25 protein-coding genes are annotated in these 26,228 nt (G+C 31.9%); 19 read left to right on the top strand and 6 right to left on the bottom strand.

The features are described 5' to 3' along the window. The first annotated feature begins 14 nt into the window (after nucleotides 1-14). From OD917_RS08045 to OD917_RS08015, 7 genes are all read left to right on the top strand, one after another. Entirely contained in the window at nucleotides 15-1,856 is a 1,842-nt protein-coding gene (locus tag OD917_RS08045; RefSeq protein WP_263523043.1) for a hypothetical protein, read from the top strand. Nucleotides 1,857-2,045: 189 nt separating this feature from the next. Further along, nucleotides 2,046-2,564, top strand: coding sequence for a hypothetical protein (locus tag OD917_RS08040; RefSeq protein WP_263523042.1), 519 nt, complete (start codon nucleotides 2,046-2,048; stop codon nucleotides 2,562-2,564). Nucleotides 2,565-2,772: 208 nt separating this feature from the next. After that, complete coding sequence (locus tag OD917_RS08035) at nucleotides 2,773-4,395, top strand: hypothetical protein (protein WP_263523041.1); 1,623 nt, start codon at nucleotides 2,773-2,775, stop codon at nucleotides 4,393-4,395. Between the two features lie 176 nt (nucleotides 4,396-4,571). Continuing rightward, the gene (locus tag OD917_RS08030) at nucleotides 4,572-7,103 is read left to right on the top strand and encodes a PIG-L family deacetylase (protein WP_263523040.1); all 2,532 of its coding nucleotides are present in this window, start codon (nucleotides 4,572-4,574) and stop codon (nucleotides 7,101-7,103) included. A gap of 113 nt (nucleotides 7,104-7,216) precedes the next feature. Beyond that, entirely contained in the window at nucleotides 7,217-8,941 is a 1,725-nt protein-coding gene (locus OD917_RS08025) for a sodium:solute symporter (protein WP_263523039.1), read from the top strand. Between the two features lie 247 nt (nucleotides 8,942-9,188). After that, nucleotides 9,189-9,791 carry a hypothetical protein gene (locus OD917_RS08020; RefSeq protein WP_263523038.1) on the top strand — a complete coding sequence of 201 codons (603 nt, stop codon included), beginning with the start codon at nucleotides 9,189-9,191 and terminating at the stop codon, nucleotides 9,789-9,791. Between the two features lie 39 nt (nucleotides 9,792-9,830). Continuing rightward, nucleotides 9,831-10,457, top strand: a complete 627-nt coding sequence (locus tag OD917_RS08015; protein WP_263523037.1) for an MCP four helix bundle domain-containing protein — start codon at nucleotides 9,831-9,833, stop codon at nucleotides 10,455-10,457. A 153-nt stretch (nucleotides 10,458-10,610) separates the two neighbouring features. Here the strand turns inward: OD917_RS08015 and OD917_RS08010 are convergent, their stop codons facing one another. The 5 genes from OD917_RS08010 to OD917_RS07990 all read right to left on the bottom strand — a co-directional run bounded on the left by OD917_RS08010 (nucleotide 10,611) and on the right by OD917_RS07990 (nucleotide 14,412). Then, entirely contained in the window at nucleotides 10,611-11,453 is an 843-nt protein-coding gene (locus OD917_RS08010; protein ID WP_263523036.1) for a DUF2911 domain-containing protein, read from the bottom strand. Nucleotides 11,454-11,521: 68 nt separating this feature from the next. Further along, on the bottom strand, nucleotides 11,522-12,184 hold the full coding sequence (locus OD917_RS08005) for an HAD family hydrolase (RefSeq protein ID WP_263523035.1): 663 nt from the start codon (nucleotides 12,182-12,184) through the stop codon (nucleotides 11,522-11,524). A gap of 158 nt (nucleotides 12,185-12,342) precedes the next feature. Beyond that, the gene (locus tag OD917_RS08000; RefSeq protein WP_263523034.1) at nucleotides 12,343-13,056 is read right to left on the bottom strand and encodes a tRNA threonylcarbamoyladenosine dehydratase; all 714 of its coding nucleotides are present in this window, start codon (nucleotides 13,054-13,056) and stop codon (nucleotides 12,343-12,345) included. A gap of 109 nt (nucleotides 13,057-13,165) precedes the next feature. Continuing rightward, entirely contained in the window at nucleotides 13,166-13,813 is a 648-nt protein-coding gene (locus OD917_RS07995) for a TatD family hydrolase (protein WP_263523033.1), read from the bottom strand. Further along, the gene (locus OD917_RS07990; RefSeq protein ID WP_263523032.1) at nucleotides 13,813-14,412 is read right to left on the bottom strand and encodes a DUF1684 domain-containing protein; all 600 of its coding nucleotides are present in this window, start codon (nucleotides 14,410-14,412) and stop codon (nucleotides 13,813-13,815) included. The genes OD917_RS07995 and OD917_RS07990 overlap by 1 nt, the downstream gene beginning before the upstream one ends. A 99-nt stretch (nucleotides 14,413-14,511) precedes the next feature. Between OD917_RS07990 and OD917_RS07985 the strand changes: the two genes are divergently transcribed. From OD917_RS07985 to OD917_RS07950, 8 genes are all read left to right on the top strand, one after another. Continuing rightward, entirely contained in the window at nucleotides 14,512-15,729 is a 1,218-nt protein-coding gene (locus OD917_RS07985) for an MDR family MFS transporter (RefSeq protein WP_263523031.1), read from the top strand. Between the two features lie 164 nt (nucleotides 15,730-15,893). After that, the gene (locus OD917_RS07980) at nucleotides 15,894-16,262 is read left to right on the top strand and encodes a BlaI/MecI/CopY family transcriptional regulator (protein ID WP_263523030.1); all 369 of its coding nucleotides are present in this window, start codon (nucleotides 15,894-15,896) and stop codon (nucleotides 16,260-16,262) included. A gap of 7 nt (nucleotides 16,263-16,269) precedes the next feature. Then, nucleotides 16,270-17,883, top strand: coding sequence for a M56 family metallopeptidase (locus tag OD917_RS07975; protein ID WP_263523029.1), 1,614 nt, complete (start codon nucleotides 16,270-16,272; stop codon nucleotides 17,881-17,883). Nucleotides 17,884-17,901: 18 nt separating this feature from the next. Beyond that, nucleotides 17,902-18,270 carry a BlaI/MecI/CopY family transcriptional regulator gene (locus tag OD917_RS07970; protein WP_008468912.1) on the top strand — a complete coding sequence of 123 codons (369 nt, stop codon included), beginning with the start codon at nucleotides 17,902-17,904 and terminating at the stop codon, nucleotides 18,268-18,270. 10 nt (nucleotides 18,271-18,280) lie between these two features. After that, complete coding sequence (locus OD917_RS07965) at nucleotides 18,281-20,128, top strand: M56 family metallopeptidase (RefSeq protein ID WP_263523028.1); 1,848 nt, start codon at nucleotides 18,281-18,283, stop codon at nucleotides 20,126-20,128. 83 nt (nucleotides 20,129-20,211) lie between these two features. Further along, the gene (locus OD917_RS07960) at nucleotides 20,212-21,645 is read left to right on the top strand and encodes a serine hydrolase (protein ID WP_263523027.1); all 1,434 of its coding nucleotides are present in this window, start codon (nucleotides 20,212-20,214) and stop codon (nucleotides 21,643-21,645) included. Between the two features lie 81 nt (nucleotides 21,646-21,726). After that, complete coding sequence (locus OD917_RS07955) at nucleotides 21,727-21,870, top strand: SsrA-binding protein (protein WP_111368963.1); 144 nt, start codon at nucleotides 21,727-21,729, stop codon at nucleotides 21,868-21,870. Nucleotides 21,871-21,932: 62 nt separating this feature from the next. Further along, complete coding sequence (locus OD917_RS07950) at nucleotides 21,933-22,778, top strand: EamA family transporter (RefSeq protein ID WP_263523026.1); 846 nt, start codon at nucleotides 21,933-21,935, stop codon at nucleotides 22,776-22,778. Between the two features lie 436 nt (nucleotides 22,779-23,214). Here OD917_RS07950 and OD917_RS07945 read toward each other — a convergent pair whose 3' ends face one another. After that, nucleotides 23,215-23,769, bottom strand: a complete 555-nt coding sequence (locus OD917_RS07945) for a fasciclin domain-containing protein (RefSeq protein ID WP_263523025.1) — start codon at nucleotides 23,767-23,769, stop codon at nucleotides 23,215-23,217. 213 nt (nucleotides 23,770-23,982) lie between these two features. Here OD917_RS07945 and OD917_RS07940 point away from each other — a divergent pair, with 213 nt between their 5' ends. The 4 genes from OD917_RS07940 to OD917_RS07925 are packed head-to-tail and all read left to right on the top strand — an operon-like array spanning nucleotide 23,983 to nucleotide 26,157. Continuing rightward, the gene (locus OD917_RS07940; protein WP_263523024.1) at nucleotides 23,983-24,507 is read left to right on the top strand and encodes an ExbD/TolR family protein; all 525 of its coding nucleotides are present in this window, start codon (nucleotides 23,983-23,985) and stop codon (nucleotides 24,505-24,507) included. A gap of 15 nt (nucleotides 24,508-24,522) precedes the next feature. After that, nucleotides 24,523-25,050 carry an ExbD/TolR family protein gene (locus OD917_RS07935; RefSeq protein WP_263523022.1) on the top strand — a complete coding sequence of 176 codons (528 nt, stop codon included), beginning with the start codon at nucleotides 24,523-24,525 and terminating at the stop codon, nucleotides 25,048-25,050. 11 nt (nucleotides 25,051-25,061) lie between these two features. After that, nucleotides 25,062-25,595: an ExbD/TolR family protein gene (locus tag OD917_RS07930; RefSeq protein WP_263523021.1), complete on the top strand. Its 534-nt coding sequence runs from the start codon at nucleotides 25,062-25,064 to the stop codon at nucleotides 25,593-25,595. A 25-nt stretch (nucleotides 25,596-25,620) separates the two neighbouring features. Further along, a complete protein-coding gene (locus OD917_RS07925; RefSeq protein ID WP_263523020.1) occupies nucleotides 25,621-26,157 on the top strand; it encodes an ExbD/TolR family protein in 537 nt (178 codons plus the stop codon). The last annotated feature ends 71 nt before the right edge of the window (nucleotides 26,158-26,228 follow it).

Below are 26,228 nucleotides of genomic sequence, written 5' to 3'. Positions count from 1 at the left end.
AGAAAAACTACCGAATGTCTTTAAACAAAAAAATACTATTTTTTATTTTGTTATGCTTTTGCTTACAGAGCGGATATTCTCAGGTAGATACAACTAAAAAAGAGCCAAAAACTCAAAAAGACACAACAGAAATCTATACTAAAATTCGAAATTATTCTAAGAAAAATAAATTTACGCAAGCCATGCATAAATTGTTTTTTAGATCTAAAAAGCCACAGAAAAACAAAGAATTGCTAGTTCCTATAGATTCTACTCATTATGATGGAAAGATTATTCGAAAAATAAACATCATTACCTTAGATCCTTTTGGACATTCTGTTGCCGATACCACGCAAATGCCTAAAAACTGGGGAGAAAGAATGGGTAACAGACTTCATTTGAAAACAAAAAAAATAGCGATTTATAATTTATTGCTTTTTAAGAGAAATACTCCTTATAACACTTATAAAGTTCTAGAAACAGAGCGTTTAATACGTGCACAACGCTATGTTACCGCTGTTCGAATTTCAAATCAGACTGTTGGTGTCGCTTCCGATTCTGTAGATGTTACGATTCGTGTTTTAGATTCGTGGAGTACAATTCCTAGATTTTCTATTTCTAGCAATCAAGTTTCGGTTGGATTTAAAGAAAAAGATTTTTTTGGTTCTGGACAGCAATTAGAATATCGTTTTACCAATCGATTTAGCGATGGACAAAATGGAAATGACGTAACCTATACAGTTCCAAATATTAAGAATACTTATATTGGTACTGTTCTCCATTACAATATGGATTTAGATAATAATTATCTTAAAAGTATAGATATCGAGCGAGATTTCTACTCTCCATTAACCAAATGGGCAGGCGGAATTTACGTTGACGAAAGCTTCAGAAAAGATACTTTACAAGCCCTACAAGGTCCTGATCCAGCTTTTGCTTATCAGCCAAAAAAATATACTTCTCAGGATTTATGGGCTGGACACGCTACCAAAATGTATGAAGATGAAAATAAGGCAATAACAAATTTGATTACTACTGCCCGATTTTTGAATGTCAATTATAGCGAATCGCCATCAGAGATTTATGATCCAAATCATTTTTATTCTTCTGAAAAACTAATTTTAAGCGGAATTGGGTTAAATACGCGAAAGTTTATTAAAGACAGTTATATTTTTAGAAATGGACAAACCGAAGACGTTCCGATAGGACGCATTTATGGCGTAACCTTTGGCTATCAATACAAAAATACTTTTTGGAGGCCTTATGTTGGTGCCCAATTTTCATTTGGGAATTATTATCGATTAGGCTTTTTGAGTATGAATTTTGAAGCTGGAACTTTTTTTCATCAATCTAAAACCTATCAAACTTCTTTTCTGTTTGAATCTAATTATTTTACAAAATTGTTTAGCGTAGGAAATTGGAAAATCAGACAATTCGTGAATCCTAAAGTGGTTGTTGGAATAAATAGAGATGATATTATTGGAGATCAATTAAACATAAATGAAGAGAATGGCTTGGCAGGATTTAACAGTTATTTGTATGGAACAAGTAAAGCCGTTTTGTCATTACAAACACAAACCTATTCTCCGCATTCTTTATTGGGTTTTCGTTTAAATCCTTTCTTTAATTATTCTATTGCAGTTTTAGGAAGCCCAGAAATCGCAATGACTAAAAATAAACCGTATTCCAAACTTACTATTGGTTTATTGGTAAGTAATGATTATCTGGTTTTTAGCTCGTTTCAACTATCACTTTCATATTACCCAAGCATTCCTCAACAGGGAGATAATGTTTTCAAAACTAATACATTTGAAACCACCGATTATGGACTTCAAAGTTTTGAACTTGCAAAGCCTAGAGTTGTCAATTATAAATAATTTTTTTGTTTTTTTTTCTAAATTTCAAAAGCAGGGCAAAATTCCTCAATATCAACAAATTATACGCTTTGCAGATTAAAACACATTCGTTGAAATGCATTTTTATCCGATAAAATACATCTCATTTATTTTTTTGGCACAGTATATGAATATCCCTATTCAAGATTAACATTTAAAAAATAAAAAAAGATGAAAACGATAAAGTTAGCAATCGCCGGATTATTTCTAATGGTTGCAAATGCCACGCAAGCCCAAGTATCGATCAACGTTAATATTGGAACTCCACCAGCTTGGGGACCAGTGGGATATACAGAAATGGAATATTACTATCTTCCAGATATTGAAGCTTATTACGATGTTCGTGCATCGCAATTCATCTATTTCGGAGGAGGAAGATGGGTAAGAACAACTTACTTACCTAGACAATATAGAAACTATGATTTGTATGGAGGTTATAAAGTAGTTTTGACAGATTACCACGGTAGAACTCCTTATACATATTTTGATCGCCATAGAGTAAAATATTATAAAGGATATCATGGAGCTCCGCAAAGACCTTATAAACCAAGACCTGTATATGGTTACAATGACCGTCGTTACGATCGTAAAGATTACAAACATTACGACAAACACGACAAACATGATAAACACCATGACAGACATGATCACGACGATCACGATCATGGACACGGTCACGGAAGAAGATAATGCTAAATCATTAGCAATCAATACAAGAGAGTATCATTTATTTGATACTCTCTTTTTTTTATGATTTGTTTAATGGGCTCTTTTGTTAAATCGTTGTATATTTAATATAAATCACTGTATTGCAATAAGTTTAACAACAGAAATGCCTTACATTAATTTATTTATACTTTATCTTTGCGCCGAATTTTATAATCCAAAAAAGAAATTTATGAAAAAGAATGTTTATTTACTTTCATTTTTAGCAATGTCACTTCTAATTGGTTGTGACGATAACAATGACAAAAACGACAACCAATCGTTAAATAACATTACAATTACTACTGATCAAACTGCCTTAAATCAAAGACTTGACCTTACAAATTCTGGTGTTGTCTCGGTTGACAATGTTTCTGCTACAGGAAAAACGACAGAAACAACGAACACTACTTTCCCTTTAGTTCAAATTGCTGAAGTAAAACCTCCAGTTGATGCTAATGGAAAAACGCTTCAAGCGAGTCATGTAACTGTGAACGGAAATTATGCTTATGTTTCTTATATCACAAGAGGCGATGTTTATTCGGGAGCAATTGATGTTATTGATGTTTCTGATCCTTATAAACCAAAATTGGTTACTTCTGCTTTAATTCCAAATACAGATATTACATCTCTTACTTACGCAAATGGAAATTTAATTATCGGAGCTGCAAAGGATGTTGATAAAGATTCTCAGCTTGCAGGAAATCCGGCAATTGTATTCAATATGGATTTAAGTTCTGGATTGCTTACCAATACTTTAAAAACAAATTATTTGGAAAGCAGAGTTACAACAGATGTTGCTGCTAATACTTCAAATTATTTTGCAGTTACAGGAGATAACGGAAGTTTATTCAAATTAAGCACTTCAACAAAAGCAATTACAGGAAAAGTCGCAATGGCCGACTTACGTTCTATTGCTCTTACAAGTGATAAAGTTGTGACTTTGAGCGGAACTAAAGGAGTTAATATCTACAATCAATCGACTCTTGCATTACAAAAAAGCTTTACAACATCTTCAGATGTAAGCGGGGCGAAAAGAACAATGGATATTGACGGAACAAAATTATTAGTTTCTGAAGGTCCTAACGGTCTTGGTGTTTATGATATTAACAGCGGATCAAAACTGCAAACCATAGGGATTCCAGCTGCTGCTGAAGACAATGTAACAAATGCTGTTTCTGTAAACGATGGATATGCTTTTGTTGCAAATGGAGCTCTTGGGCTTAACGTCTATCAATCTGCAACACAACTTACTTTATTGGGTTCTGTTGGAATTGCGGGTTCTTCAAACTATGTAAAATCTAGCGGTGATTATATTTATGTTGCCAGCGGAACAGGCGGTTTGAAAATCATTAAAATGGAAAAGCCAAATACAACATTTGCAAGCTGTTTAACTTACGGTTTATATAATCAAGGTAGAGATTTGATCTTGAATTCTAATGAGATTAAATCATACCAAGGAGCAACTGCTATTAATTCGGCAATTATCAATTCTGGTGCAGTTTTAACACATTGTGGTTCGATCGCGGTTCTAAGCAATTTGACTTTAAATAGCCAAGGAACTTTCAATATGAGAGGAACTTTATCTCAAGGTAAATACCAGCAAACGAATCCAACAGAGCTTATTATTAACGACAAATCGGTTTTAAATATTGAAGGTTCTGTTGTTATTTGGGGGGATTTAAGATTGAACAGCGGTGCTAAAATCAATTTTATAGGCAGCACTTCTTCAATTACAATTTATGGTAAGGTTACTAAAGGAAGCAACGTAACTATTACAGGAAATTATGTTGATACAGAAAACAAACTGAAATAATTAAGAGCAATTCGCAAAGATAATTTCAAAAGCTGTCAGATTATTTCTGGCAGCTTTTTTGCTTTCTCTAATTCAAATATTGATCAAATTATTAATCATTAACATTTCATTTAAATACTGTTCCGTAAAATAATTAGTACTTTTGAGGCACTTTCAAAAAAACAATTAACCACAATATGCGAAAAATACAGGTTCATATCTTTCTTTTATTTTTTATAGGTTTTCAAATTTCATTTGCACAGCAGCCACAAAAACCAAATTCAGTAGAAATTTACAATCAAATCAAAAAATTAAACTTTCTAGGTTCTGTATTGTATGTTGCAGCGCATCCAGATGATGAAAATACTAGAATGATTTCGTATTTAGCAAATGAAATGAATGCTAGAACTGGCTATTTATCACTTACACGTGGAGATGGAGGCCAAAATTTAATTGGACCGCAATTGCGTGAATTACTTGGCGTTATTAGAACTCAAGAATTAATTGAAGCTAGAAAAATTGATGGAGGTGAACAATTCTTTTCAAGAGCAAATGATTTTGGCTTTTCAAAAAATCCTGATGAAACTTTAGACATTTGGGACAAAAATAAAGTCCTTGCTGATGTAGTTTGGACAATCAGAAAATTTCAACCAGATATTATTATCAATAGATTTGACCACCGTTCTCCAGGCACGACACACGGACATCACACGTCTTCTGCAATGTTGAGCGTTGAGAGTTTCAAATTAACAAATGATCCAAAAGTTTATCCTGAACAATTAAAATACGTTAAACCTTGGCAAGTAAAACGTCAATTTTTTAATCCGTCATGGTGGTTTTATGGAAGCCAAGAAAAATTTAATGCTGCAAATAAATCTAAATTTACAAAGCTAGAGACAGGTGTTTACTACACTGGAATAGGAAAATCGAATCAGGAAATTGCAGCTTTAAGCCGAAGCCGTCACCAATCTCAAGGTTTTGGAAGCACAGGGGTTCGCGGTGAAGAAACTGAATACTTAGAGCTTATAAATGGTGAAACTCCAAAAGAACGTGATAATTTATTTGACGGAATCGATACAAGCTGGAATCGTGTTAAAAACGGAAAACCAGTTGGCGATTTAATTGCTTCGATCGTTTCAAAATATAACTTCAGTAATCCATCTGCAAGTATTCCAGATTTAGTTAAAGCCTATTCCATGATCGAATCTTTAGACGATACACATTGGAAAACAATTAAACTAGCTGCTATAAAAAATATTATCGCCTCTTGTTCAGGTTTGTATCTTGAAGCGGTTTCAAATGAACAGGAAGCAACTCCAGGAAGCACTATTAAACTAACGCTTGAAGCTATCAATAGATGTTCTGTTGACATGCAGTTAGTTAGTGTAACAACACTTCCAGATAATAAAACGACAACTCAAAATAGCATTTTAAAAAACAATAGCGATCAAAAGATCAATTTACAGTTACAGCTTCCAAATGATATAGAATATACACAGCCATATTGGTTAAAAGAAAAAGCAACTGTTGGAATGTACACTGTTTCTAATCAGGAAATTATTGGAACTCCAGATATTATTCGTGATGCAAAAGTTGTTTTTAATGTAAAAATCAATAATGTTGAAATTCCGTTTGAGCGTACTGTTGTTTTCAAATACAATGATGGCGTAAAAGGCGAAATGTATAATTTCCTTGATATTGTTCCAGAAGTTACAACTTCAATTTTAGAAAGAGTTTTACTTTTTACCAATACTAAAAGTAAAATGATTCCGGTAAAAGTTCGTGCAGGAAAAGATGATGTTAAAGGAAATCTACAATTAGAATTACCAAAAAGCTGGTCTGTTTCTCCTAAAGAAATTCCGTTTACTTTAGACAAAAAAGGAAATGAACAAGTATTTTATTTTGAAGTGACGCCTCCTGTAAATCCAGAAGAAGTTATGGCGAAGAGTGTCGCTATTGTAGACAATAAACGTTTTGACAAAGATGAAACTATTATAGATTTCAGCCATATTACAAAACAAATGGTTCTAAAACCAGCTGAATCAAAGTGCATTAGAATAGATCTAAAAACTTCTGGCGATGCAATTGCTTATATCATGGGCGCTGGAGACGAAGTCCCTGAAAGTTTAACTCAAATGGGATACAAAGTTACTATTATAAAACCTGAAGAAATTACGCCTCAAAAGCTAGATTCTTTCAGCACTGTTATTACAGGAATTCGTGCTTACAATACCGTTAATGCCTTGGCAAACAAACAAAATATACTTTTCAATTTTGTAAAAAGCGGAAAAAACATGATTGTTCAGTACAACACAAACGGAAAATTAGTAACTGATAAAATTGCTCCATATCCGTTAAAATTGTCAAATGATCGTGTTACAGAAGAAAATGCTAAAATTACTTTCTTAGCGCCAAATCATCCTGTTTTAAATACGCCAAATAAAATCTCTGAAAAAGATTTTCAAGGATGGACACAAGAGCAAGGTTTGTATTACCCAAATGAATACGATGCTGCCTTCACTCCTATTATTTCCTCGCATGATAAAGGAGAATCTGCTAAAGACGGAGCTTTACTTGTCGCGCCATACGGAAAAGGATATTATATTTACACTGGTTTGAGTTTCTTTAGAGAATTGCCAGAAGGCGTTTCTGGAGCATATCGATTATTATCGAATATTATTTCTCTAAAACAGCCAATTGAAGCTCCTAAACAAGATTTAAAGCAATAAAAATGGACGCTAAAAAAACAAAAAAATGGAAAAAAAGCTACACTTATGTTTTAGTAGCTAATGCAATTTATATTGCTATCTTTTTCTTAATCATGCAATTATACTCATAACCTATGCAGCTATTTGACTGGATCGTACTTATTGTCACATTATTATTCATTGTTGGATATGGCTCTTGGAAAACCCGAGGCAGTAAAAACGTAGAGGATTTCATTTTAGGGAACAATGAAACACCTTGGTACACTGTAGGACTTTCTGTAATGGCAACACAAGCCAGCGCAATTACATTTTTATCTACGCCTGGACAAGCATATCATGACGGAATGGGTTTTGTGCAATTCTATTTTGGTTTGCCAATTGCCATGATTGTGATTTGTTTGACCTTTATTCCGCTATATCATAAAAGTAAAGTTTATACCGCTTACGAATTTTTAGAAAGAAGATTTGACGTTAAAACCCGTTCACTTGCTGCAATTTTGTTTTTAGTTCAACGAGGTTTAGGAACTGGTTTAACCATTTATGCCCCAGCCATCATCTTGTCTGCACTTTTAGGGTGGAACTTAACGATAATGAATATCATTATTGGAGTTATGGTAATTATTTATACTTTTTCTGGTGGTACAAAAGCGGTAAACGTAACCCAAAAACAACAGATGTTTGTAATCATGTCTGGAATGTTTATCACGTTTTTCTTGATTTTGCATTACCTTCCAAATGATATGACTTTCAATAGTGCGCTGCATATTGCTGGAGCAAATGATAAAATGAATATCGTTGATTTTTCTTTTGATCCCGAAGAAAAATACACATTTTGGAGCGGTATAACCGGAGGTTTCTTTCTAGCTCTCGCCTATTTTGGTACAGATCAATCTCAGGTTGGGCGTTATTTGTCTGGAAAATCGGTTCGTGAAAGCCAAATGGGATTAATCATGAACGGACTTTTAAAAGTTCCAATGCAGTTCTTTATTCTTTTGACAGGAGTTATGGTATTTGTATTTTTTCAATTCAATCCAGTGCCACTAAATTTTAATCCGAATAATAAAATTGCGATTGAAAAATCGGCTTTTAAAAATGAATATCACGCTTTAGAGGAAAAGTTAGTCAAACTTTCTGAAGACAAAAAAGTAATCAATTTATTGTACATCGATCAGTTGAATCAGGATTACGACAATCCAATTTTAAGAAAAGAATTGGTTGCTTTGTCCAATAAAGAAAAAGATCTTCGCGATAAAGCGAAAGAAATAATTTCAAGAGCAGATAGCCATACTGAAACAAACGATAAAGATTATGTATTTTTTCATTTTATCCTGAACTATTTGCCAAAAGGCCTTATCGGATTGTTATTGGCCGTTATCCTTTCGGCTGCAATGTCTTCAACGGCTTCTGGGCTTACTGCATTGGCTTCTACAACTGCAATTGATATTTATAAACGAAACCAGAAAGAAGAAAAATCAGAGAAACACTATTTACATGTTACTAAGTTTTTCACTCTTTTTTGGGGAGTTATAGCGATACTTTTTGCTTGCGTTGGAACTTTGTTTGAAAATTTAATTCAGCTTGTAAATATTATTGGTTCTATTTTTTACGGAACAGTTTTAGGAATCTTCCTTGTAGCTTTTTATACTAAAAGAGTTCAGGCAAAGCCAATGTTTATCAGTGCTATTATAAGTCAGCTTACCATTTTTGTCATTTATTATTTTATGATTTACAGCCAAGAAAAACTAGGTTATTTGTGGCTTAATTTTATTGGAGCAATTTTAACGATTGTGTTGGCAGTTGTTTTGCAGTTTTTATTTTTCAGAGGGAAATCAGATGATAATGAAGTGATTTTGGAATAGCAAATTACTCTTTCTGATTTTCATTAAATAAAAAAATCTCTTGCCCTAGCCCTGATGGAAGCGGCATCCTTTTGTGCCGGGGTTCGGCACAAAAGATATAGCGGACAGCAGGAAATAGCTCCTATAAAATATATAAATTAGACACATAATTTCTTTAAAGTATAATTCTCCTTTTTTGTAAGTAAAAAATATTATTTTAGTAAGTTGTAAAACGGACCACTAACTAATTTAAAACTGGAGAAATTAAATGAAAATTTCGAGCGATATTGAAAAGTTACTTCCATTAGGCTATGTATTTCTTATCATGATGGGAATACTTAAAGACAGTATTTACTATTATCAATTGGGAATAAATATCTTGAAATTCTCCACAATTACAGATATTTTAATGAGTCCGATTGCATATTTGAGTTCAAATCCGATAGTTTTATTTGCCGTAATTTCATTATTCGTCAGCCATTATTATCTTCCAAAATTTCTTTTGAAGAATAACCAAAAAACCTTTGTGCAAAGAATGTTCGAATTGAAATCTGTTGAAGGATTTTCTTTAGAAGAAAAAACAAGTTATTATAATGGTATTGCTCTACGAACATTGGCAGTTGTGCTTTTGTCTTTCTTTTTAGGAACTGGTATTGCCGACGGTTATTATACCTCAGAACGCATCGACAAGCAAACTTTAGATTATAATTATAAAATTAATTTTAACGACGAAGAACCGCAGGAAGTTAGTCTTCTCGGTACAAATAGCTTATATTATTTTTATGTTGCAATTGGACAAAAACATATTAAAATTGCTCCAATTGGCTCAATTAAAAATGTAGAACTCATGTATAAAACAGCAAATCGATAAAACTGAAATAAGTAAGTTACTCCTAAAAAAATAAGCTTTATGAAAGATCAAAAAAAGTATAGCAACAAAACCAAAGCTGCTTTTATATTACTCATTGTAATGCTTATTATTCTTCTTGGAAATTTTAATACGCTTCGAAATTCCAAAAATGTAAATGATAACATTAATGCAATCTACAAAGACAGGTTGGTTGTAGCGCATTATATTTTTCAATATTCTAAAGAACTTCATTTTATAAAAGCAGAAGCTGAAAAGCTAAATTTAAGCGACAACATTAAAAAAAATGAAATTATTCATACGCTCGATATTATTCATGATATAGATGATTTGTACGCGAAAACAGTTTTAACAAATAAGGAAAAACAATATTTCGATGCGTTTTTGGGATCATGCAAAGAAATCAACAAACAGGTTGAAAACAAAAATTGGAATCAAATTGCTAATTCTAGCGCAAAAGCTTTAAAAACACTCGAAGCTTTATCGCAAATTCAAATTGAAGAAGGAAAAGCGAAACTTGCCGCCGCAAACGCGATGTATAATAGAAATAATGTACTTGGCCAGCTCCAAATTGCGTTGCTGATTGTTTTGGGCGGAATTACTTTTTATCTTCTTATTAAGAAAATCAAGAAAACGGTTAGGATTCCTGAGCCACCAAGTTTGAATTGAAATTCTTTTTTTGTTTCAAGTTCAAGGTTTTTATGTTTCTTCTTACGGTTTTAGAATTCTCTCAACGCTAAATTAAGCTTAAAAAAAGACAAAAAAAATTCCAAAACTCGTCAGTTTTGGAATTTGATATTTTAAAAATTAGAATTTAAAATCTTATCTGCTCCATTCAGCAATACTATCTTTATTCAATTTTACGTAATCTGCATTGTTTGCAGCTTCAGCAGATGCTAAAGAAGCTTTTGCAGTTTCAATTGCTCCTTTTTTATCGCCTTGTTTTGCTTGGATCAAAGATTTTAATCTTGAAACATAATATGGTTTATCAGAACTCATATCAAGAGCTTTGTCAACGTAAGTTCTTGCTGTATCAATATTTCCGTTTGATTGAAATAAATATTGAGAAGCAGCAAAATAATCGTTCCAAGTTGGACCAGCTAAAGCTTTGTCAATACTTGCCACAGCAATTTTAGCTGTAGGAACTTCAAACTTTAAAGCAACATGAGAGTTTTCCCAAGCAATATCTAAATAACCAAAATTTGGATCTAAACCATTAATTCCGATTGTGAATGTTTCAACAGGCGTTGGTAATGCATCCTCTTTTACAGTAGTTTTCAAAACTACATAAGAATCGTTCCAATTTTCTGGCAATCCCCAGTTATCTGTAGAAAGATAAAAAATGATATCCCAGCTTTCGATTCTAGGAACTGTATAAATTGCATATTTTCCTTTCTTCAGCGTTTTACCGTCAATAATTACGTCATCGCTAAAGTTGATAATTGTATTTTCATTCGCTCCTGTTCTCCATAGTTTTCCAAATGGAACTAAATTACCAAACACAGCTCTCCCTCTTGCTCCCGGTCTTGAATACGTAACTTCAACATCCGTTAAACCAACAGTTTGCTTAATGTATCCTTTTGGACTTGCTTGCGGCGTTTTTACTTGTGCTTCTGATGCTAATGGCGCTAAGATCAGGGCTAAAGCAATAAGTAGTTTCTTCATTATTTTAAGTTTAATTTTTTTCAAATTTACAAATTCAAACAGGGAACAAATGTTAAATTTTATATAATTCAAGCCTTAAGCTGTGATATTTTTTCTGCATTTAATTCACTAAAATGATCGATAACCAAGTCTGCTTCAGACAAATCCTGAAGATGTGAATGTTCGCTTCTATAGCCTACACAATAAATTCCTGCTCCTTTTGCAGCCTTAACACCATTTGTACTGTCTTCGATTATAATACATTCTTCTTTTGCCGCAACAGATAATGAAGCAGCATGAATGAATATTGCCGGATTTGGTTTCGATTGCGGAAAATCTTCTCCACTAACAATATGTGTAAAATACTGATGCAAATTGAATCTTGTAAAAACACGATCAATAGTTACTTTTGAAGCCGAAGAAGCCAAAATTAATTGTAATCCGTTATTGTACAAATCTTTAATTAGTTCTTCAACACCATCCAAAAGATACAAATCTTCCTTAGTATCAAAAGCATCATTAAAAATAGTTCTCTTTCTTTGAATCAAATCTTCCACTTCCTGCTCTACAGTTGGAAAATAGCTTTTTAAAGTTTGAAATGTATTTCGAGTAGAAAATCCTGTAAATGTGGTGTACATTTCTTCAGGAACTTCTATATTCAATTCCGAAAATTGTAAATAATAAGCATAACGATGAACAGGCTCTGTGTCAACAATTACGCCGTCCATATCAAAAATTACTGTTTTAATCATTTTTTTTAAAGGCTCTAAGGTTCTGAGGTTTCTATTTTTTGCACACTTAACTTTGTCAAAGCTGACTATCAGCTTTATTTAAAAGTTCAAGAAATTAAGATTCTGTGTTTCAGCTACAAAAAAAACTTAGCACCTTAGAATCTTAGCATCTTAGAACCTTATTTTTTAAGTAGATGTCTAATCACTGTTTCGGCTGCGTGTAAGCCAAATAATCCTGGCATATAGCTGTTTGTTCCGTAGAATGATTTTTTGAAGTTTTTACCGTCTGTTAGCTTTAAGCTTTTTTCGTCTTGAATTTCAGAAGAAAAAACTACTTTAAGTTTATTGATTTTTGCTTCTTTTAAACGCTTGCGAATTGTTTTAGAGAAATAGCAGTTTATCGTTTTAGAAATATCTGTCACTTTTACTTTAGATGCCAACATTTTTCCTCCAGCTCCCATACTGCTTATGATTTTTACTCTTTTGCGTTTTGCAGCAATAATCAGATTTAATTTTGGAGTAATACTGTCAATACAATCTAAAACATAATCAAATTCTGGAGATACAATCTCAAAAGCACGTTCTGGAGAAAGAAATTCCTGAACACGAGTTAAATTCAATTCTGGATTAATATCCATCAAACGATCGCCAACAATTTTAATTTTTGGCTGACCAACTGTGGAGTGCAAAGCCGGCAATTGACGGTTAATATTGGTAATATCCACTACGTCTCCATCTACAATTGTCATGTTTCCTACTCCTGCTCTTGCCAAAAATTCAGCTGCAAAAGATCCAACTCCTCCTAGTCCAACAACTAAAACATTAGATTTTTGTAAATTTTCTAATCCTTCTTTAGTAAACAAAAGCTCTGCTCTTTCTGTCCATTCTGCCATATATTCTTTATTTTTTTACTTTTTATTTTTTTTGTTTCAAGTTTCAAGTTCTTCCCAGTTGTCAGGGTGACAAACTTTGAACTCAAATACTGCTTATTTTTTATTCTTATTATTGGTTAAATATACTTTTATAATTACTTAAAATAACTCCTTGCAACTCTTTTAAATCTAACCTTTTATACTCACAAGCTAATTCATAAACTTGTTGAATTGATTCTTCAATTGTATCGGTTTCAAGAAAAAAACGGTCATTTGGAACATTTTGAAAAACCGTTTTCAAATCTGGATTTTTCAATAAATATTTTCCAAATGAAAGATAAAACCCTGCCGAAATTAATTGTTCTGCTAACTGATTATTTTTTGAAAAACCATGACTAATCATTGGAACATTTATCTTCATTCTTTTCTTGATAGCCATTACTTCCTGAAAAGCAGCAACACAATGAATAACTACAGGTTTCTTAAATTTTTCTGCTAATTCTAACTGTTTTTCAAAAACAGAAATTTGTAAATCAAACGGAACCTCAATTCTTTTATCCAAACCGCATTCTCCTATTGCTAGACAATTTCGAGTTTGCAATTTTTCTTCTATAATTTTCAAATCTTCATCAATACGATTTTCATCGATATACCAAGGATGAATCCCGATGGAATAAAACGGAATCGCGGCATCAAAATCTTTTGGATACTGATTAACCAATTCTAAAACATTAGGTTGATTGGTAAATTGATGTGTATGAAAATTGAAATATTCCATTAATGAAAAGCTTTAACTCCTGCTTTAATTTCAATTTTCAAATCATTTTCCTGAGGCACAAGCGGGCAAGAATACTTATAATTATAAGCACAATACGGATTATAAGCTTGGTTAAAATCGATTGCTATTGTATTTCCTTTCGGAATTTCTAAATCAATATAACGGCCTCCAATGTAGCTTTGTTTTCCGCTTGTTAAATCTGAAAAAGGTAAAAAGAGATGGTTTTTATATTTTTCCTGAACGATTAGCTCTAAACTTTGATAAACCGCCAATTTAAAGGCTTTTCCATTTATTTTAAAGTTTAAAGTTCCATATTTAATATACTTTGGAGTATAATTTCCTGAAGTTTTCATTTCAAAAACTTTTCCGCCTTTAGCTTTCACCAAAGTTGCATTCACAAAATAAGTTTCAGAAATAGGAAAAAAATCTAAGCTTTTAAACGTTTTTAGATCTTCAGCCATCAACGGACTTGCCTTAGGATCAGCAAATTCTGAATTAATTCTCTTTTGGAATTTTTGAACATCAGCTTTATTAAACTTTTTTTGGGCAAAAGCAAAATTAAAAACCAACAATAAAGCAATGGCGTTTATAGTTTTCATCTTAGAAATTTTCTGCAAAAATAGTTCAAAAGTAACAAAACAACAACCACTTAACGAGACAAAGTTTCCTAACTTTGTGACGATAATTTATCAAACAAAATGCTTAAAACTGCTTTAACCCACTACATTAACAACTTTCGAGGTTTCACCAGAGAAGTTTGGATTCTTGCCATCATCACTTTTATCAACCGCGCCGGAACAATGGTTCTTCCTTTTTTATCCAAATATTTAAAAGAAGATCTTCATTTTTCGTACAATCAAGTTGGGTGGATTATGGTTTCATTTGGTTTTGGATCAATGCTGGGTTCTTGGCTTGGCGGTAAACTTTCAGATAAAATCGGATTCTATAAAATCATGATTTTTAGCTTATTTACTAGTGGAGTTTCTCTTTTCTTTGTGCAATATATTACAACTTTCTGGGCTCTTTGTGCTGCAATGTTTGTTCTTATGACAATTGCCGATATGTTTAGACCCGCGATGTTTGTTTCTCTTGGAGCTTATGCAAAACCAGAAAACAGAACTCGCGCGCTAACACTTGTGCGCCTTGCTGTAAATTTAGGTTTTGCTGCAGGGCCAGCTCTTGGAGGTTTAATTATTATGGGAATGGGATATTCAGGATTATTTTGGGTTGACGGAGCTTCTTGTATTATTTCGATCTCGATTTTTGCTTTACTGGTAAAAGAAAAGAAAAAGGCAGCCCACGATGATAAAGCAGAAAGCGCTTCTGATGTAAAGTCGGTTTTTCATGATAAAATATTCTGGGTTTTCTTATTTGTAAGCTTTATTACAGCTATGATTTTCTTCCAGTTATTTACTACTCTTCCATTATATCATAATGAAAAATTTGGTTTAAGCGAATTCCAAACTGGTTTACTAATGACCTTAAACGGATTATTAATATTTTCTCTAGAAATGCCAACAGTTGGATTTTTAGAACGAAAAGCCTTTCCGAAGATTCGAATCATTATTATAGGTTCTTTTGTATTGGCTTCTAGTTTCTTTTTGCTTCTTATTAATTTCTGGGCTGGAATATTGGTTGTAAGTATGGTTTGTATTTCGATTGGTGAAGTTCTTACTTTTCCATTTTCTAATGCTTTTGCCTTAAGCCGTGCTCCACGCGGACAAGAAGGCCGATATATGGCTCTTTATACAATGAGTTTTAGTCTTGCACATATTGTCAGTTCAAAACTTGGCTTTGAGATTATTACCAGATTTGGTTACCAAATTAACTGGTTTTTTATGGCAAGTATTGGTGTGGTTGCAACTGGATGCTGTATTTGGATTAAAAATGCTTTAACCAACGAGAAAGCTTCATAAAAACTTTAACTTCTTAAATCCTTAAAATTCAATTTATTACCATTAAATTTGAATGGCTTTTTTGCGCTCTAAATTCAAATACAACTTAATTTTTAGTTAAATAACTACTTTTATAGTTGTGTAACTAAAAAAATAGTTGTAGGTTTGAATTAAAATTAGAGAAGATGCAGAAGTTAACAAACAAAGAAGAAGAAATTATGATGATTTTATGGAAGCTTAAAAAAGCTTTTGTAAAAGAAATTCAAGCTGAAATCACAGAAGATCAGCCACATTATAACACATTGTCGACAATTGTTCGTAATCTGGAAGAAAAAGGATATGTTGGACACAATGCTTTTGGAAACACACATCAATACTTTCCAGTTGTAGCAATTGAAGATTACAGAAAAGGATTTATGAAAACCGCAATTGATAATTACTTTAATAGTTCTTATAAAAGTATGGTTTCCTTTTTTGCCAAAGAAGAAAAAATTTCAGCAGATGAATTGCGTGAAATTTTATCTATGATCGAAAATAAAAACGACGAAAAATAATCGGTTTATGGAAGCAGTTTTCATTTATATCGCCAAATCAAGCAGCTTAATGCTTTTGTTTTATTGTGTTTACTTTTTCTTACTTCGCAAAGAAACATTTTTTAATAGCAACAGATGGTTTTTATTGTCTGGATTAATTGTTTCTTCAATTTTACCATTAGTAAGTTACACAAAGGTTATATGGATTGATACTACAAACGATTTAAATACAAATATTTCAACATCGTTAGTAAATGTTTCACAAGAAGAAGCTGTCGATTTTAATTGGACGTTTCTAATTCTTGGCCTTTACGCAATCGGATTTTTAGTGTTCTTCATAAAACTAGGAATTGATTTCTATAGTTTGAATACCATTATTAAAGGAAAAAAAGTAAAACAGCAAGCCGATTTTAAATTTATCGACATAAACGAAAACATTGCGCCTTTCTCCTATTTTGAATATATCGTTTACAACTCATCACTATACACGCCTTCAGAATTAGAGAATATTATTGAACATGAAAAAGTACATAGCGATCAAAATCACACCATAGACGTACTGATTTCTAGAGCATTCAGCATCATTTTCTGGTTCAATCCAATTGTTTGGCTTTATAAAAAAGCAATAATGCAAAATTTAGAATTTATTGCTGATAAAGAAGCTGCAAAAAAAATTTTAGATAAAAAAGCCTATCAATACACGCTTTTAAAAATAACAACACACGAAACTTGTGTTGCAATCACCAATCATTTTTATCAATCATTAATCAAAAAACGAATCGTCATGTTAAACAAAAATCAATCAAAAAAGAGGAATTCATGGAAGTATTATGTTGTAATTCCTGCGCTTGCAGCATTTGTATTATTATTTCAAATTGAAGTAATTGCAAAAGAAAGACAGCAGAATTTAAAAGCGGTTTCGACAGGAACTGAATCTGTAAATGTTTACAAAATCACGAAAAACTCTACAGATGCAGAATTAAAAGAACTTAAAGCGAACTTAAAATCAATTCACAATATTGATTTTAAAGTTTCTGAAATCAAAAGAAACTCGCAAAATCTATTGACATCTATTAAAGTTGATGTAATTAATGGTAGCGAGAAAACACAATCAATACAAGTTGGAGATAAAACCATCAAAGATTTTGGAATAGTCGTTATTACAGATAAAGATGGAAGCAAAAAAGCTGGCATACAAACATCAGACGAAAAAATTGTTGTTAGCAAAAAAGTAAGTTCGAACGACAAAGTGAAAGTTACTGCAAAAACAATAGAAAACAAAAATATAACTACTAATACAGAAACCCATGTTAACACTAATTCTATTACTAGTACAAAAACTAACAGTGATACTAATACAAATATTAGCACTATTGTAACGACAAATAAAGACAACAATGTTACCACAATAACAACATCTGAAAATGGGCCAAAAATTGTCGTTTCAAGTTCAAGTAAAGTTTCTCTTAACGGAAAAAAACTTATAATCGTGGATGGAAATGTAATGCCAAGCAATTTTAATCTAGAAGATATACAACCTCGTGATATTAAAACTATGCACATATATAAAGGTATAGATGCAATTGCTCAATTTGGCGAAGCTGGTGCAAATGGCGTTATTGAAATTGAAACTCGTGAGTAATCATTTAAAATATAAAGGATGCAAAAACTAACCAACAAAGAAGAAGAAATCATGCATATCTTATGGAAGTTGAAAAAGGCTTTTGTAAAAGAAATTCAAGCAGAGATTTTAGAAGATCAGCCGCATTACAATACTTTGTCTACCATTGTTCGTAATTTGGAAGAGAAAGGTTATGTTGCTCACAATGCTTTTGGAAATACACATCAATATTATCCAGCTGTAAGTATTGAAGATTATCGAAAAGGCTTTATGAGTACTGCAATTGACAATTATTTTAATAGTTCTTATAAAAGCATGGTTTCGTTTTTTGCTAAAGAAGAAAAAATTTCGGCAGATGAGTTACGCGAAATCTTAGATATGATCGAAAATCCAAAAGAAGGTAAATAATCAAAATATTATGGAAGCACTTTTCATTTTTATCTTAAAATCAAGCGGGTTGTTGGCAATGTTCTATTTTGCTTACATTTTTTTACTTCGCAAAGAAACTTTTTTTAACAGCAGCCGCTGGTTTTTAATCGCTGGATTAATTACTTCTGTTGTACTTCCTTTTGTCGTTTATACCAAAGTAATTTGGATTGAAGCGCCGCCTACACTGGCTCCAGATCCTGTTATTGTGAGAAATACGGTTGAAAATATTCCAACTTCAAATCATGATGTTATTGCATATGAACCTCAGTATAGACCGACAACAGTAAATGCCGTTGAGGAAGAAAGTTTTGAGATCAATTGGAATTTAGTTTTAGGTCTTGCATACGGAATTGGTTTCTTGGCTTTCATGACCAAATTTGCACTTGATTTTTACAGCTTAAACTCTGTCTTAAAAGGAAAAAAAGTAAAACAGCAAGATGATTTTAAATTTATTGACGTCAATGAAAATATTGCTCCTTTTTCTTATTTCGATTACATCGTGTATAACTCATCACTATACACGGCAGCAGAACTAGAAAATATTCTAGAACATGAAAAAGTACACAGTGATCAAAAACATACCGTTGATGTTTTAATTTCTAGAATATTCTGTATCCTATTTTGGTTTAACCCAATTGTATGGCTTTACAAAAAAGCTATTTTACAAAATCTTGAATTTATTGCTGATAGTGAAGCAGCGAAGAAAATTTCAGACAAAAAAGCGTATCAATACACGCTTTTAAAAATAACAACACATGAAACTTGTGTTGCAATCACCAATCATTTTTATCAATCATTAATCAAAAAACGAATTGTTATGTTAAACAAAAATCAATCAAACAAAAGAAATTACTGGAAATATTCGGCAGTAATTCCTGCTCTTGGTGCATTTGTCCTTTTATTTCAAATAAAGACAATTGCTCAGGAAAAAAAACAAGATGATATCGCTATCATAAAAAGAGACACCGTTAAAGATTCTGACGAAACTATCAAGATAACAAAAAATACAACTGATAAAGAGTTAAACGAATTACCAGGAAAATTAAAAGCAAATCATAATCTTGATGTTGAAATTTCTGACGTAAAAAGAAATACGAAAGAAGAGTTAACTGCAATTCAGATCAAAGTAAAATCAGATTCTGGTAAAAAACAAACGATCAAAATTGACGGAGACCAAGCTATAAAAGATTGCGAGCTTGCAATAGGTACTGACGAAAATGGAACAAAAGCTATTGTTATCAATACTGATAAAAACTTTAGAACACCGATAATTATCAGAAATGAGAGAGTAATTGTTCGTAACGGAGATATTGTTCCTCCAACACCTCCAACTCCACCTTCATTTCCTTCAGGACCACTGCCTCCTGCTCCAGCAATAGACATGTCAAAAATGCCAAAACCTCCAGTTGCACCAAAGAATCCGAATGATAAAGTTGCAATGAGTAAGTTTGAAAAAGAAATGGAAGCGTTCGAAAAGCAGATGGAATCATTTGAACCACAAATGGATGCCTATGAAAAGCAAATTGAAGCTATCATGTCTCAAAGATCAGCTGATTATGAAAAAGAAATGGCGAAATATGAAATCGCGATGGAAAAATTCAGTGCTAATATGGAGAAATTCAATTATGACTTTAAATTCAAATTTGGAGATAACTCTCAAGATTATGAAAATAGCATGAAGCAATACGAGCAAGACATGAAGCAGTATGAACTTGATATGAAACAGCACGAAAAAGATATGAAACAACATGCTAAAGATATGAAGCAACACGCTAAAGACATGAAACAGCATGAAAAAGACATGAAAGCTTGGGAAAAAGAAAATAAAAAAGCTTAATTATTTAATTCTCAACAGAAAAACCAGTGCTTATACCACTGGTTTTTCTATTTATTATTTCAGTAAAAACAAAAATCTGACGCATGAAAAAAAATATTTCAATTTTATTTTTGTGTTTAAGTTTTTCTATACTAGCACAGAAAAACACCATTGATAAAAGTATTTTTATTGCAATGGATAAAACTGCTTCGATACTTTCTAATAAATCAAAAGCGAATTCTATCTCAATTGGCGTTGTTAAAAATGGAAAAACATACACCAGACATTACGGAGAAATTGACAAAGGAAAAGAAAATATAGCCAACAATAATACCATTTTTGAAGTTGCGTCCATTACTAAATTATTCACTGGATTACTTGCTGCTCAGGCAGTTTTAGAAGGAAAACTAAATCCAGATGATGATATTAGAAAATACATTACCGGTTCTTACCCGAACTTAGAATATAATGGAATACCAATTACAATTAAAGATTTGGTTTCTTTTAGAACTGGTTTTGACAAAGATCTTCCAGACAATTCAGAGTTAAGAAAAAACAGAAACGACAGCAGTTATTTAGCATTCAAAAAAATGGATGAGAATTATACTCGCGAAAACTTCTTTGAGGATCTTAAAACCGTTAAATTAGACACTTTACCTGGAACTAAATTTAAATACAGCAATGGAAGCCTTAATTTGACGGCACATATTCTAGAAAATGTTTATCAGAAAAGTTACGAAACGCTTTTAAAGGAAAATATTTTTTCAAAGTTGAATATGCAATCAAGTGGTATAAATGTAAGTCCTAATACTGTAATTGCTAATGGCTATAATTTGAAAGGAGTTTTAATGCCAACGATTTCAGATAATCTTTGGGGAGCTGCAGGAAGATTAAAATCTACTTTAAGTGACTTGACCAAATTTATTAGTTATGAATTAAATACAAAAAATAAAATTGTTCAAGAATCTCAGCGAAATCTATTAAACAGTCCAACAACTTGGAACGGTTATTTTTGGGATTATATTCAAGTCGACGAAAACGGAAAAAACTGTTGGAAACATGGAGGTGCATTTGGAACTCAAAATATGCTAATTATTTATCCAGAACGTCAATTAGGAATTTCAATTATTGTAAATATAAGTGACGAAAGTACTGCAAATGCTTTAGGCGAAGCAATTGTTAGACTTTCTAATGATTTATTGACTGAAAACAAAAAACAAACTGGAATTTATGGTTACAAAATCATAGACGATAATGTTGTGTTTGTTTATGAACATGATAAAAACTTAGATCCTAATTTAGTTAAAAGTGTCTCTATCGCAGGTTCTTTTGACAAGTGGAATCCAAATGACAGTAATTTTCAAATGATTCAGAAAAGCAAAAACAAATTTGAACTATCAGTTCCTAAATCACAATTTGAAAAAGACAAAACGCATCTTTTTAAGTTTGTCATTAATAAAACAGGTTGGATGGAAGCTCCAAAAAATGCTATAAATAGACAAACTGAAGGAGACGAAAACCTCATTCTAAAAATCTAGATGTTTTTTACATTTTACTGCATAAAAGACTTTGTTTCAAACACAAAGTCTTTTTTATATCTTTGACGAAACAAATCTACTATGTATAAATTATTAGCTAAACTAAACAAACTACTTTTGCCAAGCTTTACCAAACAAGGTTTAGATATTTCTAAAGCAAAAAAATGGCAGATGGCTATTATTGGTTATCGCGCTTACGTCACTAAAAAAGCTTTAGGCAATTAATTTAGAATACATTTTATTTATCCGACAGAAATAAAGCGTTTTATGATTCTGTCTTACTTTTTATGAAAAACAGAGAAATCAGTCTGCCACCTGTTCCTGCAGTATTATTAGCAATTATCAGTGTGCAATGCGGAGCAGCAATTGCAAAAACTTTATTTCCTGCAATCGGCGCTGCGGGCACAGCATCTATGCGTATCGGCATTTCTGCATTAATTTTATTATTAGCTTACAGACCTAATTTTAAGGCTGTAACAGCAAAACAATGGAAAATTGTAATTCCGTATGGCTTGTCTCTAGGTGCAATGAATTTGATTTTTTACTTCGCTATAGAAAAAATCCCAATCGGACTTGCTGTTACACTTGAATTTGTTGGTCCATTACTATTGGCAATAGCGGGTTCAAAACGTTTAATTGATTATTGCTGGGTTTTATTGGCCGCAATCGGAATTTTACTAATTGCTCCTTGGACAAATGATAGTTTGAATCCGATAGGAATTATCTGTGCACTTTTAGCTGGAGCATTTTGGAGTGCTTATATAGTTTTAGGCGGAAAGATTTCTCAAATAATGAATGATGGTGATGCTGTTTCAACAGGAATGTTGTTTGCCGCACTTTTAGTTTTACCATTTGGCTTTCTAGAAAATGGCTTAGCCAATCTAACTTCAAAACTTTTCGGAATGGGTGTCGCTCTTGCTCTTTTATCTAGCGCAATTCCGTTTACACTAGAAATGAAAGCATTAGGAAAACTTCCTCCACGTACTTTTAGTATTTTGATGAGTTTAGAACCTGCCGCAGCTTCTATCTGTGCATTTATTTTCCTTCATGAAAATTTGAATTTCAACGAAATTTTGGCTGTAGTTTGTGTCATAATTGCTTCAGCAGGAAGTACATTAACCGCAAAAAAATAACTATCCAAATGAAAAATAATTTTCTGCAATTTATTAAAGTTACAAACGGAATATTTTTCATTTCTATTCTGATCTGGTTATTATTCTGCCTTAAAACTGATGGAATTGGTGACTTAAGAAATCTAACTATTATACTTTATTTTTTATTTGCTTCTCTGCTTTTTATTTTGATTTGCAGTACTATTTTCTACTTTCTTACAAAAAATATACTTACATTAAAAGAGCAAATAAAATACACTTTAATAATTTTAATTTTCGTTATAGATTTCTTCTGTTTAGCACAAGGCGCGGTAATAGATAGATCGGTTCTTGTCTTTTTGTTTGCCATCAATGCCTTTTCAATTTTATACATCTTAAAAGATAGATTTTTATAAAAAAAGCCCTCTAGAGAATCTAAAGGACTTTTTATTGTAGGCAACTATTATGGAGATATTAATTATTTTTTAGGAAGCAACACAGCATCAATTACATGTATCACACCATTTGATTGATTTACATCTGCAATAGTAACTTTTGATTTATTACCATTTTCATCCGTAATATATAAATCTTTTCCTTTCATCCAAACTGTCAATGTTCCGCCATTTACCGCTTTTATAGTTGCTTTTCCTTTACCCTCTTTTATTGCTTTTGCAATATCAGAAGCATTCCATTTCCCTGCCACAACATGATAAGTCAGAATGTTTTGAAGCATTTTTTTATTCTCTGGTTTTAATAATGTTTCTACTGTTCCTTTTGGCAATTTATCAAAGGCTTCATTTGTTGGAGCAAAAACAGTAAAAGGGCCTTTTCCTTTTAAAGTCTCAACCAAATCGGCTGCTTTTACTGCGGCAACCAATGTTGTATGATCTTTTGAATTTACAGCGTTTTCAATAATGTTTTTATTTGGATACATCGCTGCACCGCCAACCATTACTGATTTTTGTGCATTTGATGTAAATGCAAATCCTAAAGCTAAAACTGCAAGGGCTAAAATTTTTTTAGTTTTCATATTTAAATGATTTTAAGTTATAAGCTCATTTACGGTGATAAACTTGTTTTGGTTTTCGCTTGAAACCAGTCTTATGTCAAAAAGCGCAAATTCTCTCTTAAATTTCCAGCAAAACAAGGCATTAACTTAATTTAATTTTTCTTTAAAAAAACCCAAAAAATTTACTTTTTGCATTTCTTTTATTGTTAAATTTAAAAACAAAAATCATCAATTATGAAAAATTTAGCTCAAAAATTCAGAGATAGAAAATTAAATTCAGGAGTTGATTTAACTGCAATGGTTAGTATTTCTTTTTTACTTATTGCATTTTTTATGGTTGTTAACGAATTATCAAAGCCTCCAAAAATGAATCTGTATTTGCCAGAGAAATATGCATGTCTAGAGAATATTGGATGTTTTAAAGCTGATCAACTGTTTACAATATTGTTAGATAAAAATGGCAAAATGATTACTTATTCAGGTTTACTAGAATTTCCATTGGAGAAACCAAAAGAATTTAAATTTCAAAAAAATGAGATAAGACAAGAGGTGTTCCGCAAAAAGAAAGAAGTTCAAGATTATATGATTTCTGAAGGAAAACCAATGAGTGGAGTAATTGTTATTATAAAGCCGAGTAAGCACTCGAACTATGGCAGTTTAGTAAATATCGTAGATGAAATGAAAATTGCTAAAATTGAAACCTATTCAATAGTTGACGATCTTACTGCAGAAGAATCAAAATTACTAGCCTCTAATTAATATAAATTGTTACATATGAAAAATTTACCTCAAAAAGTCAGAAGCAGAAAGTTAAATTCAAGAGTAGATTTAACAGCAATGGTTAGCGTTTCTTTTTTACTGATTATATTTTTTATGGTCACAATTGAATTGCGAAAAAATAAAATCATGGATTTAAGTCTACCAGATTATGATCCGCATACATGCAAGTGGACTGGTGGCTGTGGAGAAAACCGTTCTTACACAATTTTACTAGGAGATGATGATAAATTAGTGTCTTATATGGGATTCCTAGAAGTACCCAAAATTGCTCCGAAAAAATTTGAATACGGAAAAGACGGAATAAGACAAGAACTTTTAAAACAAAATAAAAACATGCTTAATTATTCTGCTCAATTAGGAAGACCTGGAAGAGGAATGGTTGTGATCATTAAACCAAGTAAAAAAAGTAACTTTAAAAATCTTGTAGATATTTTGGATGAAATGGCAATTGCAAAAATTGATACTTATGCAATAGTAAATGATTTCAGTCCAGAAGAATCCAAATTACTAGCTTCAAATTAAATATAAAGTCTATGAAAAATTTACCTCAAAAAGTTAGAAGCAGAAAGTTAAATTCAAGAGTAGATTTAACTGCAATGGTTAGTGTCTCTTTTTTGTTGATTATATTTTTTATGCTGGTTGGTGAATTGGCTAAACCTAAGGTTATGGATTTATCTCTTCCGGAAAAATATCAGTATCCAGAAGGTACTATTATATGCGGTTTTGGTAATAACAATCGTACCATAACAGTTTTATTAGACGAAAATAATAAAATAGTAACTTATTCAGGATTAATATTTGCTCCTATACAAGCTCCAAAAAAAATAGATTATGGAAAAAATGGAATACGTCAAGAATTAAAAATCAGAAAACAAAAAATCCTTGAATATTCAGCCGCTTTAGGAAAACCCAAAAATGGACCAGTAGTAATAATTAAGCCAAGTAATAAATCTAATTTCAAAAATTTAATTGATATACTTGACGAAATGGCAATTACAGGAATTGATACTTATGCTATTGTAAATGATTTTACTCCTGAAGAATCAGAATTATTGGCTTCAAAATAACTCTTCTGTATTAAATATAAAACTTATGAAAAATCTGCCTCAAAAAGTTAGAAGTAGAAAATTAACCTCCAGAGTTGATTTAACAGCAATGGTCAGCGTTTCTTTTTTGTTGATTATATTTTTTATGTTGGTTGGTGAATTGGCTAAACCTAAAGTTATGGATCTAAATTTACCAGACAGATTTAGAGGATGCGGTGGAGAACCCATTGCAAGCTGTTTTATAGCTGACCGTTTTTACACTGTTATATTAGGAGACAACGATAAAATCATAACATATTCAGGTATATTATCTCCAGATCCATTGGAAAAGCCTACAGAAACTGAGTTTAGCAAAAATAAATTTAGAACTGAATTAACCGCTTTCAATAATAAAATGCTAAAATATTCAGCTTCTATAGGAAAACCAAACCGAGGTGCAATTGTTTTTATAAAACCATCCACCAAAAGTAATTATGGAAATTTAGTAGATATTTTAGAAGAAATGAGACTGGCAAATATAAACACCTACACTATCGTAGATGATTTTACACCAGAAGAATCAAAATTGTTAGCATCAAATTAATACTAAGTAAATATCGTTTTCAAAAAGTTCTCAACTCCGCTCGAACTCGCAATTGAGGAGCAACTTGAAAA

It is taken from the genome of Flavobacterium sp. SH_e, assembly GCF_025717045.1.
GTDB lineage: Bacteria > Bacteroidota > Bacteroidia > Flavobacteriales > Flavobacteriaceae > Flavobacterium.
Note: the sequence above shows the minus strand (reverse complement) of the source record. Positions and strands in the feature narration are given on the sequence as shown.

Bases quoted from the DNA above. Each gene is read 5' to 3' on its own strand.
- OD917_RS07950 (WP_263523026.1), top strand. From the start codon at position 21,933: ATGAAAAACAGAGAAATCAGTCTGCCACCTGTTCCTGCAGTATTATTA.
- OD917_RS08035 (WP_263523041.1), top strand. From the start codon at position 2,773: ATGAAAAAGAATGTTTATTTACTTTCATTTTTAGCAATGTCACTTCTA.
- OD917_RS08005 (WP_263523035.1), bottom strand. From the start codon at position 12,184: ATGATTAAAACAGTAATTTTTGATATGGACGGCGTAATTGTTGACACA.
- OD917_RS07975 (WP_263523029.1), top strand. From the start codon at position 16,270: ATGGAAGCAGTTTTCATTTATATCGCCAAATCAAGCAGCTTAATGCTT.
- OD917_RS07925 (WP_263523020.1), top strand. From the start codon at position 25,621: ATGAAAAATCTGCCTCAAAAAGTTAGAAGTAGAAAATTAACCTCCAGA.
- OD917_RS07990 (WP_263523032.1), bottom strand. From the start codon at position 14,412: ATGAAAACTATAAACGCCATTGCTTTATTGTTGGTTTTTAATTTTGCT.
- OD917_RS08030 (WP_263523040.1), top strand. From the start codon at position 4,572: ATGCGAAAAATACAGGTTCATATCTTTCTTTTATTTTTTATAGGTTTT.
- OD917_RS07930 (WP_263523021.1), top strand. From the start codon at position 25,062: ATGAAAAATTTACCTCAAAAAGTTAGAAGCAGAAAGTTAAATTCAAGA.
- OD917_RS07940 (WP_263523024.1), top strand. From the start codon at position 23,983: ATGAAAAATTTAGCTCAAAAATTCAGAGATAGAAAATTAAATTCAGGA.
- OD917_RS07935 (WP_263523022.1), top strand. From the start codon at position 24,523: ATGAAAAATTTACCTCAAAAAGTCAGAAGCAGAAAGTTAAATTCAAGA.
- OD917_RS08025 (WP_263523039.1), top strand. From the start codon at position 7,217: ATGCAGCTATTTGACTGGATCGTACTTATTGTCACATTATTATTCATT.
- OD917_RS07980 (WP_263523030.1), top strand. From the start codon at position 15,894: ATGCAGAAGTTAACAAACAAAGAAGAAGAAATTATGATGATTTTATGG.
- OD917_RS07995 (WP_263523033.1), bottom strand. From the start codon at position 13,813: ATGGAATATTTCAATTTTCATACACATCAATTTACCAATCAACCTAAT.
- OD917_RS08045 (WP_263523043.1), top strand. From the start codon at position 15: ATGTCTTTAAACAAAAAAATACTATTTTTTATTTTGTTATGCTTTTGC.
- OD917_RS07965 (WP_263523028.1), top strand. From the start codon at position 18,281: ATGGAAGCACTTTTCATTTTTATCTTAAAATCAAGCGGGTTGTTGGCA.
- OD917_RS08000 (WP_263523034.1), bottom strand. From the start codon at position 13,056: ATGGCAGAATGGACAGAAAGAGCAGAGCTTTTGTTTACTAAAGAAGGA.
- OD917_RS08040 (WP_263523042.1), top strand. From the start codon at position 2,046: ATGAAAACGATAAAGTTAGCAATCGCCGGATTATTTCTAATGGTTGCA.
- OD917_RS07985 (WP_263523031.1), top strand. From the start codon at position 14,512: ATGCTTAAAACTGCTTTAACCCACTACATTAACAACTTTCGAGGTTTC.
- OD917_RS08020 (WP_263523038.1), top strand. From the start codon at position 9,189: ATGAAAATTTCGAGCGATATTGAAAAGTTACTTCCATTAGGCTATGTA.
- OD917_RS07970 (WP_008468912.1), top strand. From the start codon at position 17,902: ATGCAAAAACTAACCAACAAAGAAGAAGAAATCATGCATATCTTATGG.
- OD917_RS08015 (WP_263523037.1), top strand. From the start codon at position 9,831: ATGAAAGATCAAAAAAAGTATAGCAACAAAACCAAAGCTGCTTTTATA.
- OD917_RS08010 (WP_263523036.1), bottom strand. From the start codon at position 11,453: ATGAAGAAACTACTTATTGCTTTAGCCCTGATCTTAGCGCCATTAGCA.
- OD917_RS07955 (WP_111368963.1), top strand. From the start codon at position 21,727: ATGTATAAATTATTAGCTAAACTAAACAAACTACTTTTGCCAAGCTTT.
- OD917_RS07945 (WP_263523025.1), bottom strand. From the start codon at position 23,769: ATGAAAACTAAAAAAATTTTAGCCCTTGCAGTTTTAGCTTTAGGATTT.
- OD917_RS07960 (WP_263523027.1), top strand. From the start codon at position 20,212: ATGAAAAAAAATATTTCAATTTTATTTTTGTGTTTAAGTTTTTCTATA.